Consider the following 13,794-nt stretch of genomic DNA (forward strand, 5'->3'; position numbering starts at 1 on the left):
TCAGAAGTTCCATGTTGGACTCGCCTCGTCACCACGGCGGACCCGATGCTGATCGAGGATGCGCGACCCGAGCTCGCCGAGTTCTCCGGCCAGGCCGGCCAGCCCGGCGTGCGCGATGGCGTGGTCTCGTTTGAGGATGCGTCCGCGCACGAGGACATGGCGTACGTCTCCGGCGTGTGCGAACAGTACGACCGCTGCGACGGGGTCCCGGACCCCCGAGAGGTGGACTCCGCGGCGATCGACCAGCGTGACGTCGGCGTCCTTGCCGGGGCTCAGACTGCCGATCCGGCGCTCCAAGCCGAGGAATCGCGCAGCCGCGGTCGTCGCAGCGCCGAGCGCGCTGAGAGCGGGGACGAGGGGTGGCTCATCGCGTTGCAGATCGTAGGCACGGCTGGCAGCCCGGCCCCGGGCGAGCATCAGCATCGTCCGCATCGCGGAGAGCAGGGAGGGGGCGACGTACGTGGCGACGTCCGTCGACAGCGCGAGCGTCAGACCGGGCTGGACGAGGTCGCGTCCGAACACGGGGAGTCCGTACCCGCTGAGCATCTCCACCTCCGGCGCGACGCTCAACCCCGCACCGTGGTCAGCGATCAGCGCCAGCTCGTCCTCGGTCAGATGGTTGCCATGCACGAACCCCATATCCGGGCCCAGAAGTCCAGACCGGACCAGTCCGGCGATCGTCCGGTGGTCCTCGTGAGACCACCGTGAGACTTCGCCTCCGCCGCCCGTCGCCGCCCCGATCCCGTCATAGATCAGGCGGACACCGAGTTCGCGCGCTACCGCGACGTCGTCCTCCATCACCCCCTGTGCGACGCAGTGCCGCGGGCGTGCCCCCATCGCCAGCGTGACGAGCGCGTCGTCGCCGTGCAGGATGTCTCGGAGCCAGCGGATCTCCCGTGGATGCCTCCGCTCGCTCGCGGCGTACCAGTTCTTGCTGTCGCCGTTCGGCGGCGTGTGAGCGAGGACCGCCCGGATCTCGGAGTCCTGGTGGCCTTGCACCGACGCCTCGAGATGATCGCGCGTCCTCCCGATGTGCGCCAGATCGGCGACAGTGGTGATCCCAGCCTCCAGCGCTACCAGATCGCCGACCAGCGTGGCGAGGCGTACGGCTTCGGGCGTGACGTGCTCGGCGAGCCCAGACTTCGTCAGCTGCCGATAGTCGCGGACCGTCATATCGGCCGTCAGGCCGCGGAAGAGTTCCAGCCAGGCATGGCGATGCGTGTCGATCAGTCCTGGGATGGCGATCAGCCCGTCACCGTCGAGGACGTCGGTCACGCCCTCCGGCATCGGTGACGGCGACTCGGCGACGTCCAGAATCCGGCCGTTATCGCCGATGAGAATGTCGCACCGGTCGACGATACCGAGCGACGGGTCCATCGTGACGGCCTGGACGCCGCCGATGAGCACTGACATCTAGCTGTCTGAAGCGCTGGTGACGCCGGTGAGCTGGTCGATGAACCATTCCAGGGCCGACGGATCGTCGACCGCGCTGAGCTCCAGGCTGGCCGCCGCATCATGGCCCTGGGCGATCCGCTTGAGAGGAACCTCCAGCTTCTTGCCCGTCCTGGTGCGCGGAATCGCCGGCGCCCACAGGATCTCGTCGGGCACGTGCCGGGGTGAGGCGTAGTCGCGGATCACGGCACGGATGCGTTCCCGCAACCGGTCGTCCATGCTGGTCTCTGGTGCCGGCACGACGTAGAGGGGCATCCAGTAGCCACCGCCGGGCAACTCGATCCCGAGCACCAGGGAGTCGGCGATCTCGGGCAGGCGCTCGACGGCCTGGTAGAGGTCCGCACTACCCATGCGGACTCCGTTGCGGTTGAGCGTCGAGTCCGATCGCCCGTGGACGATCACGCTGCCCCGGGACGTGCAGGTCACCCAGTCACCGTGGGTCCACACCCCCGGACGCCGGTCGTAGTAGGCGGCGCGGTATCGCTGCCCATTCGGGTCGTTCCAGAGTCCGATCGGCATGGTCGGCATCGGCTGGGTGATCACCAGATCGCCCACCGCGTCGACAACCGGACGATCGTTGTCGTCCCACGCCTCGAGTGCGACGCCCAGTGCCGGCGCCGAGATCTCCCCCGGCGTCACCGGAAGGCCCGGTGCCCACCCCGCCAGTGCCGTGACGACATCGGTGCCGCCCGTGCTGGAGACCAGCGGCATGTCTCCGAGCGCCGTGGCTGCCCATCGGGAGGTGGCCGCAGGCAGCGTGGATCCGGTGGAGCCGACGACCCGCAGCCGGCGCAGGTCGTAGTCCGTTCCCGGGCGGTGGCCTGCCCGCTCCGTCGCCATGAGGTAGGCGGGGCTCGTGCCGAGTACCGTCACGTCCAGCTCGGCCGCGGTGCTCCAGACGGTGTCCGCGGTGGGCCAGGCAGGGCTGCCCGAGTAGCACACGATGGTCGACCCGACGAGCAGGGCCGCCACCTGGATGTTCCACACCATCCAGGTCGGGCTGGTGTACCACCAGAAGACGTCGTCCGGTCCCAGGTCGTAGTGAAGCGCCATCGTCTTGAGGTGCTCCAGGGTCACGCCGCCATGGGAGTGGACGATGCCCTTGGGAAGCCCGGTCGTGCCGGACGAGAACAGCACCCAGAGCGGGTGGGAGAACGAGAGCGGGTCAGGCTCCCACGGTGCGTCGTGCTCGACACACGATGCCCAGGTCCGCGCGTCAACCCCGGCAACGGGGCCGGTGAGTACCACAGTGCACAGCTGGGGCAGGGCGTCGACCAGGGCACGTACGTCATCGCCGCAATCACGGTAGCGGCCACCGAACTGGTATCCCGGGCCGGTGATGAGCACGGCCGGATCGAGCTGCGCGAGCCGGTCGATGGCGGCGGGTCCGGGGTAGTCTTGCCCGACGACCGACCATGTCGCCCCGACGCTCGCCGCCGCGAGGAATGCCACCACCGCCTCTGGGCCGTTCGGCAGGTACGCCACGACTCGGTCGGCCGCGCCGACCCCGGCGTCCCGGAGAGTCGTGGCGAAGGCACCGACCTGACGGGCGAGTTCTGCCCGGGTCACCCGGGTTGGTGGCCCGTCCTCGGTCAGAGCGATCAGCGCGAGCGAGTCCGGTCGTGACTCGGCGGCGATACCCGTCTTGGCCGCGGCGGCATAGCTCAGTGTCTCTCCGGCGTACCACGTCCTCACCGGCATCCTGGTCGACTGCACCGCGGGCGCGCCGTGCCGGCCGAGGCCGGTCAGCGAGTCCCAGACGGCGTTCCAGAAGGCACCCGGCTCGTCGATGGACCAGCGCCACAGACGCCAGTAGTCCGACAGGTCGGTCCCGTGCCTTCCGTCGACGAACCGGGCGAACTCGGCGATGCGGGATCCGGTGGGATGAACCGAGGTCTTCATGCGCGGCGGCACCCGTCTGTTTCCGTGACGTCTGACGCTGCGATTATTCGGCGGTGAACACCCGTTGGGGATGGCGTAATCCGTGAAATGAGCTCGACCATGGTGGTTCGAGCCGACTGGTCTCAACCCGAAGTGTCCAGAAGCCGCTTGATCCTCAGCGCCACCTGAAGCTCGATCCGCCGGGTTGCCAGCGTGCCTCCAAGGATCTCCTCGATGCGGGCCAGCCGATTGCGGACCGTGTGCTCGTGCACGTTGATCATCTCGGCTGTCGCCACGTGGCTTCCGGCGCTGAAGGAAGCAAGGAGGGTCTCCCGGAGCCGGCGCGCGGCCGGCGTGTCCTCGGCCAGCTCACCCAGTTCCTTGGCGACGAACTTCTCAGCCGTCTCGAGGTCATCGACCAGCATCGACTCGAGGCTGACCTCCGAGTAGCGCAGAACCGCTGGGGGTTTCTGCCAGACTCGGCGCACGGCTTGGGCACGGGTCGCGTCGCGATAGGAGCTGCGGAACCCCTCGGTGCCCGCTCCCGGGTCACCGAGCGAGACAGTGACGCCGCAGCGCATGAGCTGCTCCACCAGCTCCGCGACCTGCGCCGGCCTCCACTGCTTCGGACGGCCGAACCACACCCCGACCGTCGCCGCGTCGAGCCTCGCCACCAGGGTGCTGACCGAGGGCAGCGCACCACGCACCCGTTGCGCGACCTGCGCCGCGACGGCGTTGGCCACTCCGGGGAACAGGCCGCACACGTGGTTGATCGACAGGTCGTACTGGAGGGTCATGAAGCTGTCCGCCGGGTGCACCGAGTCGTTGCCGGCGATGAGGTCGCGCACCAGGCCGAGGCGGAGCTGTTCACCGGTGCGGCGCAGCGACTGCTCATGGTCGGTGAAGCTCGTCGAGACGAGCCCCATGGCGAAGTCCTGGTACGTGAAGATGCGATCGGTCATGATGCGCATCGCCTCGGCCAGGTCATGGTCGGCCACGTCGGACGATTCTGCCGTGGCTGTCAGCCGTTCGCTCCAGTCACGCCAGAGGGTGAGCGTGCCCAGGCGGTACGAGCTCTGGAGAACACCGTGCGAGATGCCCAACTGCGCCTGGGTGCGAGCGAACTCGCGAGGGTCCTGCAGGTCGAGCAGACCGAGGTCGACGTCGCCGAGGACGTAGCCGTGGAGACGTCTCACGTTCTCCGAGACGCTCGACCGCAGCTGGTCTACGAAGCCCGCCTCGCCCTCGCGTTCGGCATAGATACGCGCTGACTCTGCGTCCACGATCAGCTCGATCGTGTCCGCGATGTTCCAGGAAGCGATCTCGGACCTCGCCCATTCCGGGAGATGTCCCGGCCACCCCAGCGGGCCGCCTGTGTGCCCCAGGGTCATCCTCCTCGTCTCAGCGGCTCCGTAGCGCCTCGATCGCTACGACCATGGTGGCGGATCCTGTCATGGGAAGCACAGCCGAAACCGCCTCGAGGATCTGCCGCTCGTCGGCGCCGGCGTCGAGGGCGAGGCGCATGTGCTGGCGGGCAAGTTCGGCTAGGCCCCTGGCACACAAGGCGGCGATCGCGATGAGCTGGCGGGCCGTCGACGGGAGCACACGCTCCTCGTCGGACCAGAAGAGGCAGTGGGCTACGAAGGTTTCGAACCTCCTCGCCAGTTCCGCGTCGAGCTCGGCGACCTTCGACCAGGTGCCCAGCAGTGCTGTCCCGTCAGCACGATGGTCGCGGCCGAGATCGGGAAGGCCCATCTCCGCGAATGGGACCAGGTCGCGCGGGCGGCCACCCTCAGGCATCTCCCCTGCGGGGTACGAGGAGTCGTTGGCGGTCTCGATCGCCCGGCAGACTCCGCCGATCGTCGACCATCCCTCCACCGGCGCGACGGCTTCGGCAGCTTCGATGATCACGCAGTCGGTGACACCCATGCGATAGAGGCGCCGCACGTGGTTCGGAGCGAAGTTGTGGTCGCGTCGAGCGACGAGCTGCGCGGTGGCGATGAGCTCGCGGAACTGCGGGGACAGCACCTGGTCATCGGCCGTCTGCCCGGCGTAGTGATGGACGTAGCCAGCACACTGGTGCATGAACTGGAGTGTGCGGGGACGCTCGAACGCGAGCAACTCGAACTCCCGGAAGATGTCTCCACGTTCGGACACCAGTTGGTCAATCAGCGCGGCCCCGGACCGCGGCTCCTCCTTCACGCGACCCGCTCCTTCGCCAGCCAGTCGTTCACCAGGGGCATCACCTGCTCGGCCATCAGCGTCATCGACGTGCGCCCCAACTCGGCGTCGACCCAGTCCAGGCCAGCGTACACAATCTCCCCGAAATCACCCGTCGTCTCGATGAGCTGGATGATCTGCTCGGCGACGTGCTGCGGCGAGCCGCAGATGACCAGACTGTCCAGGATCGACTCAAGCGTGACCTCCTCGTCGGGCTGGCTACGGCTGTGCTTGAACAACTCGAGACGACCGCCGTAGGTCATCTTCCGCAGCATCTGATCGTAGTAGAAGCGGTACGGGCTGCGAGCATCCTCGAGCGCGTAGCGGCGCGCGGTCCGGTCGTCGGCGGCGACGAAGATCGTGCGCGCCACCCGCCAGTCCGCCGTGTCGGCACGCTCCCCAGCCCCCGTCAGGTAGTTGTCCCAGTGGCCGCGGAGCCACTGCGGAAGGAGGAAGTTGGCCGACAACGGATGGAAGTCCCGCTGTCCCATGGCGATGACTCCCTTGGAGAAGGGAGCGACCACCGTGCCGACGATCTCCGGACGCGGCTGCTGCAGGGGCCCGCGGACGGCGCCGAGACCGAGGCCGGCGTGGTATGTGCGCGTGGTTCTCGCCGTGAAGAAGCCGTTGCTGGATTCGATGTCGTATGGCGCCTTGTCCTGCCAGATCCGGAGGATCGTGTCGATCGCGTCGGCGAACATTACGTTGCGGTCCTCGTCGAGGATGCCGAGGATCTCGGCATCGGAGGGCAGCGCCCCGGGGCTGACGCCGAGGATGAACCGCCCGCCGCTCAGGTGGTCCATCATGGCGGCGTTCGCAGCCACCAGTGCTGGGTGCATGTGGGACAGGTTGGTGGTGCCCGTCGCGAGCCTGATCTGCTGGGTGCTGTGAATGAGCGAAGCTTGGAAGATCATGCTGTTTGTGATGTTCTCCAGGCGATCAGTCAGGTGCTCGCCGATGAAGGCGTCGTGAAAGCCCAGGCGGTCGGCCAGGATTACCGCGTCGCGGTCGTCGGCAAGCGTCTCTGCCCAGGGTCGGGTATCTGGATGCATGGGCATCGCGAAGTAACCAAGTCGCATCGGGAACTCCATTGTCGTCAGGCGGCAAGGTCAGTAGATCCGAACGACTCCCGCGTGACCCTGACGTCGGTCGTCCAATTTCGCCTGCGAATTGCCGCAATCCGTGACGTCAGCGAGCAGCGGCGGAGCGCCTCGCGTCCTCGCTGGTGTAGCCGGTGGTCGGCGGGTTCCAGCTGCCGTCGGTGGCGGGGCGCTGACCGGTGCTCTGGGCGATGCGGTCCAAAATGCGCTCGCGCGAGTCGACCAGTCGCGCCACGAGCCCCGCGATGTCCACGCCGACCGGCCGGCCGGCCCGCTTGACCACGCGACCGGCGACGAGGACGTCGCGAACGAGCCCGGGATGTCCCGACCCCACGATGGCGCCGACCGGATGGTTCGCCGGGGCCATCGACAGATCGGAGATGTCCAGGACGATCAAGTCGGCCTGGGCGCCGACCCGGATCATCCCCAGGTCCTCGAAGCCGCAGGCGCGTGCGCCTCGGTAGGTGGCGAACTCGAACACGTCCGCGGCGCGAAGCGCGAGCCCTCGGCGGTCCGGTGCTCGGTCGTCGGCCGCGCTCGCCACACCGCGCTCGGCGACGAGTGTAGAGTGCAACGCTCGGAACATGTCGCCACCGACGGCGGCGCAGTCGTCGATCGACAGACTGGGCCGCACACCGGCAGCCAGCAGCCTGCCCGTGGCGGGCCAGCCGAATCCCATGTGGATCTCGGCGTCGGCACTGACCGAGGCGGACGCGCCCCGGTCCGCGATCATCCGGAGTTCATCATCGGCCAGTGTGTTGCCGTGGATCACGGTCGTCCGCTCGTCCAGCAGCCCGGCCTTCTCGAGCTGGCCGACGGGCCGGTTCCTGCCCCAGCCCGCCGAGCCACCGTGGACGCTGACGGGGATGTCCAGAGACCGAGCCGTGCGAACGTCGTCAGCGGTCGTCGCGAGGGAGCTGTACTGCGGCCCACGCAGGCCGAGCGCCGGCGTGAGGAGGTCGGAGCCGGCGGCCCGGACCGCGGCGGTGACCCGTGCGATCTCCTCGCCGATCGGCTCGTCGCTGTTCAACCCCCAGCCGCCGGCGTAGGCGAGCACTGAACGGCCGGGCACATCCAGCAGGCCGCTAAGGACGGCGTCGGCATGCTCCGGAGACGACACGCCGTGGGCCCAGTCCACCATGGTCGTCACACCGCTGAGGAGCGCCTCGGCCCTGCCCGCGACGACGGCCAGAGCCATATCCTCGGGCGTCATGTGCGGCTTCACCAGTCCGTGGATCGCGTTCGCGTACTGTGCGAGTGTCCAGTCCGAGGCGACAGATCGGAACGCCGCCTGCCAGTTGTGTCGATGGGTGTCGACGAACCCCGGGATGACCAGTGTCCCGTCGGCGGCGAGCAGCTCGACGTCGGGCGCCGCGATCTCGGGCTCGATCCGCGCGATGCGACCGTCAACCACGAGCAGATCCGCGACCACCGCCTCGTAGTGTGGTCGCTCTCCCCCGCCAGGTCCGAGGAGCACCTGTCCTCCGCGGATCAGGATTGAGCTGGTCATAGCGATCTCCCGCCTCACTGCGGTAGCCGGCTCGATCAGCGGCGCGATGAGGTAACCGTAGCCGGGCTCGGAGCCGCCGTCGATGTGGTATCGGGGCAGGAGGGCGCACGAGAACTCACGGGTTCGGACATGTTCACGACCCTCCTCTGCGGCGACGCTGGCTGGACCCGGTTCGAAGGAGCACCTATGACCGAGCCAGTACCACTGCGGTGCGTCCATGACATGCCGTCCGATTCGACGTTCAACCAGCACATCATGGTGCTCTGGGACGATGTTGCCCAGCTCACGCGAGGTGCGCTCGCAGTCAGTGTGGTGCCGTGGGGCGCGACGGGTAACTCCGGCACGATGCTCGAGAAGGCGCTGCGCGGGGATGTGCACTTCTATCCGGTTTCGGGGATGCCGCTCGCCAGTGTGTGTCCGCAGGTCGCGTTCGAAGGCATCCCGTACGCGTTCGACTCGGACGAGCACGCGATCGAGGTGTTCTCGGGCGTGCTGGGAGAACGGGTGCGGGCCAGCGTCTCGGAGATCGGGCTGCACGTGATCCCGGGTCTGTGGCCCCAGGGCCACAACCAGATTCCGGCGGTACGGGCGTCCCCGTTCGAGACGGCGGCGCAGATGCGCGGGTTTCGGATCCGCACTGCCAATTCTCCGTTCCTGGTGGACCTCTACGTCGCACTGGGCATGGACCCGCGACGGGTGCATCTCCAGGGAGTCCGCGCTGCCTTGGAAGAGGGGGCGGTGCAAGGCGTCGAGATGCCTCCACACGGGATCGAGCAGCTCGGCATCGCCGGTCTCCATCACTCGATGACCGTGCTTGACATCCGGTGGGCGACCTTCTGGATGACCGCGCACGGACCGACCTGGCACGCTCTGGACCCTCGCCTTCGCGACGTCGTCACCGATGCCTGCATGCGACACGCCAACGCCTACGCCGCCGACATCAGGAGGGAGAACCAGTGCGCGCTGCGAAGCTTCGAGCGGGTCGGCGTGGTCGGCGCGCTGGAGCACGCTGCCGTGCAGGACGTGCTGTCGCGAGCCGGGTTCTACCAGCGTTGGCGCGAGCGCCTCGGCGTCGACCGCTGGGCCCTGCTCGAGAGCGAGATCGGCCGAAGGCTCCGTTAGCCGACGCCGTCACAGCTCCATGCTCAGGCCACGCACGATCCTCGCCAGGTCGCCGGGCTGATCGATGCTCACGAAGTGGCCGGCGTCGGCCACGAGCTCGACTCTGCCGCGTCCGTCGAGGCACGCCTCGACGGCGGATGCGTTCGCCGCCGTCGGACCGCTGTTGCCGAAGACGGCGACCACAGGCGTCTCGATCGCCCGGACGGCCTCCGCCACGTCGTATCGACCGATGGCCCGCATCACGCCCATCATGGACCGACTGCCGGCCTTGTTGCGGTCGATGTTCCACCGAGCGAAGAGAGCGTCGGTGCTCGGGTGAACGAGGCGCCCGTCGACCGCGTCCCGGCTCATAGTGGGCACGGCGAACAGCCTCTCGACCGTCTCCCAGTTCGCCGCGAACCAGGCAGGTCCAGCGAACTGGAACTCGATGAGGCACAGACCCGCCACCAGGTCCGGCCGGTGGCGCGCCAGCGACATGGCGATGAACGCGCCGACCGACGTACCGACGACAAGTGCGGGCTCCACCTCGAGCTCGGTCAACAGCTCGGCGGCCGTGTCGGCATAATCGTCGATGGACAGATCCCAGGGGATTGGGTCCGAGTCCCCTTGACCCGGCATGTCCCAGGCGATCACCTCGTGGTCGGCTTCGAGCCGTTCGATGACCGCTGCCGACTCATGCCACGACAGGCCATTGCTGTGAAGCATCAGGAGCGGCCGCCCACCGCCGCTCAGCCGGACGTGAACCGTCCCGCCGCTCAGCCGGATGAATCGATGGCCGGTCTTCATAGTTTCCTCTCTGACGCGTGCAGGCCGGGACGGGGAAGGTCAGTCACGCTGGCTGGGATGCCACCGTGTGACACGTCGCTCGAGCACTCCGAAGACCTGGGAGACGGCGATGCCGAGAACGGCCGCGACGACGATGGTCGCCCACATCTCCGCTCCCTGACCCGACGTCTGATGGAAGAAGATCAGCTGGCCGACGCCAGCCGCGCCGGCGAGAAGCTCGACGCCGATGCAGACCAGCAGCGCCATGACCGCGGCGATACGCAGGCCGGTGCCGATGTAGGGCATCGCGGCGGGGACTGTGACGAAGCGAAGCACTTGGCGCCGGTTCATGTGCATCGAACGTGCCGCGTCCTTCGCCAGCGGTTCGACGTCGTGGACGCCGGACATGGTCTGCAGCAGGACCGGCCAGGTGCAGACCCAGACGACGAGTACGATCTTCAGGTCCGCGGTGACGCCCAGGATCAGTACCGCCAACGGAATCAACGCGATCGGCGGGACGGACCGCAGGAAATCAAAGGTGCCCTTGGTCGCCCCGTAGGCAAGGTCGGAGCTTCCGACCAGCGCGCCAAGTGCGACGCCCGCGACGGCGGACAGTGCGAGACCGACGAACCACGCTCTGACGGTGTCCCAGACCGCGAGTGCCAGCTCGCCGGTCGGTACCTCGGCCACCAGGGCCCTCAGTACCTCAACTGGCGACGGAATCGTGCCGGCACCGCCGACGTCGGCGGAGGCAAGCAGGTGAACGAAGCCCAGTAGGGCGGCCACAACGGCCGCCCTGCCGAGCCACACACCGCGGGCCGATGGTCCGCGCCGACGAGGTACGATGCGATCGACCAGAGTGGACATGGGAGGCTCCGTCACGCCTGCGGGTCCAGGACCCACTGGTCCGCTCGTGGAAGACTCGTGGCGAGACCGTTCTCGGTGAGCAGGTCACCCAGTTCGGCGAACTTGGCCACGGGAATTTCGTCGGTGAACTGGCCGACGTTCCGAACGTTGGCCGCGACGGCTGGGTCGATCTTGCCGTACTTCTCGAGCGCCGTACGAACCAGACCGGGATCCTTGGCCGCAGCGACGGCCGCCCTGCCGATCGCCCGCTGGAATGCCGCGAGCTCCTTCGGGTGTTCGTCTGCCCACGAGGCGGACGTCCAGTAGGCGAATTCTGGTGCGCCGGGCAGGATGTTGCCGATCGACAGCAACTCACGGAGCTTCAGCTCCCGGGCCTGCTGAAGGAACGGCTCGAGGCCCTGGCCGGCGTCGACCTTGCCCTCGTCGATTGCCTTGGGGATGTTCTGGACCGGCAGTTGGACGAAATCGACCTGGTCGGGATCTCCGCCGTCCTCCTCGACGGCGAGCCGGACCAGCGCCTCCTGGGCGCCGCCGATCGTGTTGAAGGCCACGGTACGGCCCTCCAGATCCTTGGCGCTGGTGATGGCCGGGTCCTTGTAGATCAGCATGTTCGAGGACTTCTCGAGGTCCTCGGTGAGCACGCTGCCTGCGTTGGCCAGGAGTTTCAACGGCGCGCCCGTGGCGATCGCCGGGATGACGTCGGCCGCGCTGGACGCTCCGATGTCGAGCTTGCCGCTGGTGACAAGCGGTAGCTGCACGGTCGCGCCCCCGTTGTTGATGACCAGCTCGACGGGAAGGCCCTCGTCCTCGAAGTAGCCGAGTTCCTGTGCGACCCAGGGCAGCGTGAAGTTGGCGAACGGCCCGACGTCGATTGACGTCTCACGGAGGCCGTCGGTGGATGCCGCTTGCGAGGATTCACCGCCACATGCCGCCAGCAACGCGAGGCCCATCGCGGAGACGACCGCGGCGGCTGTCGAGCGCCGCGACCGGAAACGTTCGATCATGATTCTCACTTCTTTCCTGTACGCGGACCGGGGGGAGGGCTCGTGGTCAGTAACGGCGAATCTCACGCAGGACTTCGCTGCGAAGCTCGCCGAAGCGATGGCCGGCGCGCGTCGAGAGCTGGTCGCGCGGCTGACCAAGGTCGACGTCGACCGAGCGGGCGATCGTCGCTGGCGCTCCCGAGAGCACGAGCACCCGGTCTCCCAGGTAAACGGCCTCATCGATGTCGTGTGTCACGAGCACCGCGGCGACACCGGTCTCAGCGCGGATGCGCAGCGTGAGGTCCTCGAGTTCGAACCGTGTCTGGGCGTCGACCGAGGCGAACGGCTCATCCATGAGCAGCACGCGCGGGTTGTCCACCAACGCCCGGGCGATGGCGACCCGCTGCTGCATGCCGCCGGACAGTTGCCAGGGGTACATGTCGCTGGTGCCCTCAAGGCCGACCTCGCCGAGGACCTGTTCGGCCCGGCGCGTCCGCTCGCTCCTGCCGACGCCGGCTGCCCGGAGGGGGAGCGCCACGTTCGCTCCTACACGCATCCAGGGCAGCAGCGACCGGCTGTAGTCCTGGAAGACAACAGACATGTGGCGCGGCGTCCCACCGAGGGCCGAACCGTGGGTCCGGACTGACCCAGTCGTGGCGATCTGGAGTCCGCCAAGGCACCGCAGGAGAGTGGTCTTGCCGATGCCGGACGGCCCCACCAGGCACACGATCTCTGCCGGCCGCACCTCGAAGGAGATGTCCGCGAGAACAGTCTTCGTCGGATAGGTCATCCGGAGGGAATCGACGGCGAGGACCGCCGTCGCCTCGGCGGGGTATGACGCGTCGGCAGCCATCAGCGCTTCCCCTTCTGTGCCTCGTAGTGCCATGCGAGCAGCCAACGGCGCTCGATCAGCCGCAGGACGCCGCTGACCGCGTAGCCGAGGACGCCCGCCGCCAGCGCGCCCGCGAAGGACGCGGCGATGTCGAAACTGCGCTGCGCCCGCGTCAGGTACAGGCCGATGCCTTGAGACGCTGAGAACATCTCGATCGCCACCATTGCCGTAATCGCGATACCGGTGGCCGTGTTGACCCCCGCCATGATCCGAGGAGCTGCCGCCGGGAGCCTGATCAGCCGGAACTCGAGCCATCGCGACATGCGCAGAGCACGGCGGGTGTCCCTGAAACCGGGTTCGAGACCGGCCACGCCATCGATGGTCGACAGCAGAATCGGCCAGACGGCCGACCACGCGATGAGGAGCACCTCGCTCAGCCGCCCGATACCGAAGATGGCGATGAAGGGCGGGATCAACGCGATGACTGGGGTGGACCGGAAGAGGTCCAGGATCGGCCCGAAGACCGCACGGCCGCCCCTGGTGAGGCCGAGGGGGTAGCCCACGCCGACACCAACCAGCACAGCCAGTCCGAATCCTTGGGCCAGCGCCGAGAGGCTCGGCATGAGGTTTGTCGTGACAGCCCCGCCGGCGAACCCGTCCCGCAGGTCGGCAAGGATCGCCGGCAACGGCGGGAAGTACAGCGCCGTACTGCCCCTAGACGTGAGGTACCAGGCCAGGAGAAGCCCGGCCGGTAGGACGAGCGGCACGATCAGGTGAAGCGCTCGGCGTGTGGTCCGGGTGACGATCACCGGCGCCGTTGTTCCTGAGGCGCCGGGCCGGGCGGAATCGCCGTCCGGCCGTGCTGGCGCAGGCGAGGCGTCGGCAAGGCCGCGCGGATCAGCCAGGGGTACGTGCCGCACTGCAGACCTCCTGTGTTCGGCGTCACCAGAACATCGGGATGCAATGCAAACACGAGCACCCGGGACGTCGGCTGCTGTTGGCCGTCAGATGTACAGGACGCTGTTCACGGATCCAGACAATTGGCCGCGCGCGGCCGCAACC

Annotated in this window: 12 protein-coding genes; 1 reads left to right on the plus strand and 11 read right to left on the minus strand. The window is 68.0% G+C overall.

Going from position 1 to position 13,794, the window contains the following annotated elements; translation table 11 throughout:
• The 6 genes from BAY60_RS20435 to BAY60_RS20460 all read right to left on the minus strand — a co-directional run bounded on the left by BAY60_RS20435 (position 1) and on the right by BAY60_RS20460 (position 8,382).
• Entirely contained in the window at positions 1 to 1,413 is a 1,413-nt protein-coding gene (locus BAY60_RS20435) for an amidohydrolase family protein (RefSeq protein ID WP_112282661.1), read from the minus strand.
• Entirely contained in the window at positions 1,414 to 3,354 is a 1,941-nt protein-coding gene (locus BAY60_RS20440; RefSeq protein ID WP_112282662.1) for an acetoacetate--CoA ligase, read from the minus strand.
• A gap of 122 nt (positions 3,355 to 3,476) precedes the next feature.
• Positions 3,477 to 4,724, minus strand: coding sequence for a PucR family transcriptional regulator (locus BAY60_RS20445; RefSeq protein WP_112282663.1), 1,248 nt, complete (start codon positions 4,722 to 4,724; stop codon positions 3,477 to 3,479).
• Positions 4,725 to 4,734: 10 nt separating this feature from the next.
• Positions 4,735 to 5,535, minus strand: a complete 801-nt coding sequence (locus BAY60_RS20450) for a carboxymuconolactone decarboxylase family protein (RefSeq protein WP_112282664.1) — start codon at positions 5,533 to 5,535, stop codon at positions 4,735 to 4,737.
• Positions 5,532 to 6,632 (minus strand): LLM class flavin-dependent oxidoreductase, encoded by a 1,101-nt coding sequence (locus BAY60_RS20455; RefSeq protein WP_112282712.1) that lies wholly within the window; start codon positions 6,630 to 6,632, stop codon positions 5,532 to 5,534. The genes BAY60_RS20450 and BAY60_RS20455 overlap by 4 nt, the downstream gene beginning before the upstream one ends.
• 109 nt (positions 6,633 to 6,741) lie before the next feature.
• A complete protein-coding gene (locus tag BAY60_RS20460; protein ID WP_245992715.1) occupies positions 6,742 to 8,382 on the minus strand; it encodes an amidohydrolase family protein in 1,641 nt (546 codons plus the stop codon).
• Here BAY60_RS20460 and BAY60_RS20465 point away from each other — a divergent pair.
• Complete coding sequence (locus BAY60_RS20465; protein WP_170160490.1) at positions 8,350 to 9,285, plus strand: TRAP transporter substrate-binding protein; 936 nt, start codon at positions 8,350 to 8,352, stop codon at positions 9,283 to 9,285. The genes BAY60_RS20460 and BAY60_RS20465 overlap by 33 nt on opposite strands.
• A 9-nt stretch (positions 9,286 to 9,294) precedes the next feature.
• Here BAY60_RS20465 and BAY60_RS20470 read toward each other — a convergent pair whose 3' ends face one another.
• Genes BAY60_RS20470 through BAY60_RS20490 form a run of 5 tightly spaced genes read right to left on the minus strand, consistent with a single transcriptional unit; the run spans position 9,295 to position 13,652 of the window.
• Positions 9,295 to 10,071: an alpha/beta fold hydrolase gene (locus tag BAY60_RS20470; protein ID WP_112282667.1), complete on the minus strand. Its 777-nt coding sequence runs from the start codon at positions 10,069 to 10,071 to the stop codon at positions 9,295 to 9,297.
• 39 nt (positions 10,072 to 10,110) lie between these two features.
• Complete coding sequence (locus tag BAY60_RS20475) at positions 10,111 to 10,917, minus strand: ABC transporter permease (protein WP_112282668.1); 807 nt, start codon at positions 10,915 to 10,917, stop codon at positions 10,111 to 10,113.
• An 11-nt stretch (positions 10,918 to 10,928) separates the two neighbouring features.
• Positions 10,929 to 11,921, minus strand: coding sequence for an ABC transporter substrate-binding protein (locus BAY60_RS20480; protein ID WP_112282669.1), 993 nt, complete (start codon positions 11,919 to 11,921; stop codon positions 10,929 to 10,931).
• Positions 11,922 to 11,967: 46 nt separating this feature from the next.
• Positions 11,968 to 12,753, minus strand: coding sequence for an ABC transporter ATP-binding protein (locus BAY60_RS20485; RefSeq protein ID WP_112282670.1), 786 nt, complete (start codon positions 12,751 to 12,753; stop codon positions 11,968 to 11,970).
• Positions 12,753 to 13,652, minus strand: a complete 900-nt coding sequence (locus tag BAY60_RS20490) for an ABC transporter permease (RefSeq protein WP_146771056.1) — start codon at positions 13,650 to 13,652, stop codon at positions 12,753 to 12,755. The genes BAY60_RS20485 and BAY60_RS20490 overlap by 1 nt, the downstream gene beginning before the upstream one ends.
• Positions 13,653 to 13,794: the final 142 nt, after the last annotated feature.

Origin of the sequence: Prauserella muralis (assembly GCF_003202285.1) — a bacterium.
In the GTDB taxonomy this organism is placed as follows: Bacteria; Actinomycetota; Actinomycetes; order Mycobacteriales; family Pseudonocardiaceae; genus Prauserella_B; species Prauserella_B muralis.

Coding starts and splice junctions, on each gene's coding strand:
- BAY60_RS20435 (WP_112282661.1), bottom strand. CDS start 1,413: ATGTCAGTGCTCATCGGCGGCGTCCAGGCCGTCACGATGGACCCGTCG.
- BAY60_RS20440 (WP_112282662.1), bottom strand. CDS start 3,354: ATGAAGACCTCGGTTCATCCCACCGGATCCCGCATCGCCGAGTTCGCC.
- BAY60_RS20445 (WP_112282663.1), bottom strand. CDS start 4,724: ATGACCCTGGGGCACACAGGCGGCCCGCTGGGGTGGCCGGGACATCTC.
- BAY60_RS20455 (WP_112282712.1), bottom strand. CDS start 6,632: ATGCGACTTGGTTACTTCGCGATGCCCATGCATCCAGATACCCGACCC.
- BAY60_RS20465 (WP_170160490.1), top strand. CDS start 8,350: ATGACCGAGCCAGTACCACTGCGGTGCGTCCATGACATGCCGTCCGAT.
- BAY60_RS20460 (WP_245992715.1), bottom strand. CDS start 8,382: ATGGACGCACCGCAGTGGTACTGGCTCGGTCATAGGTGCTCCTTCGAA.
- BAY60_RS20470 (WP_112282667.1), bottom strand. CDS start 10,071: ATGAAGACCGGCCATCGATTCATCCGGCTGAGCGGCGGGACGGTTCAC.
- BAY60_RS20475 (WP_112282668.1), bottom strand. CDS start 10,917: ATGTCCACTCTGGTCGATCGCATCGTACCTCGTCGGCGCGGACCATCG.
- BAY60_RS20480 (WP_112282669.1), bottom strand. CDS start 11,921: ATGATCGAACGTTTCCGGTCGCGGCGCTCGACAGCCGCCGCGGTCGTC.
- BAY60_RS20485 (WP_112282670.1), bottom strand. CDS start 12,753: ATGGCTGCCGACGCGTCATACCCCGCCGAGGCGACGGCGGTCCTCGCC.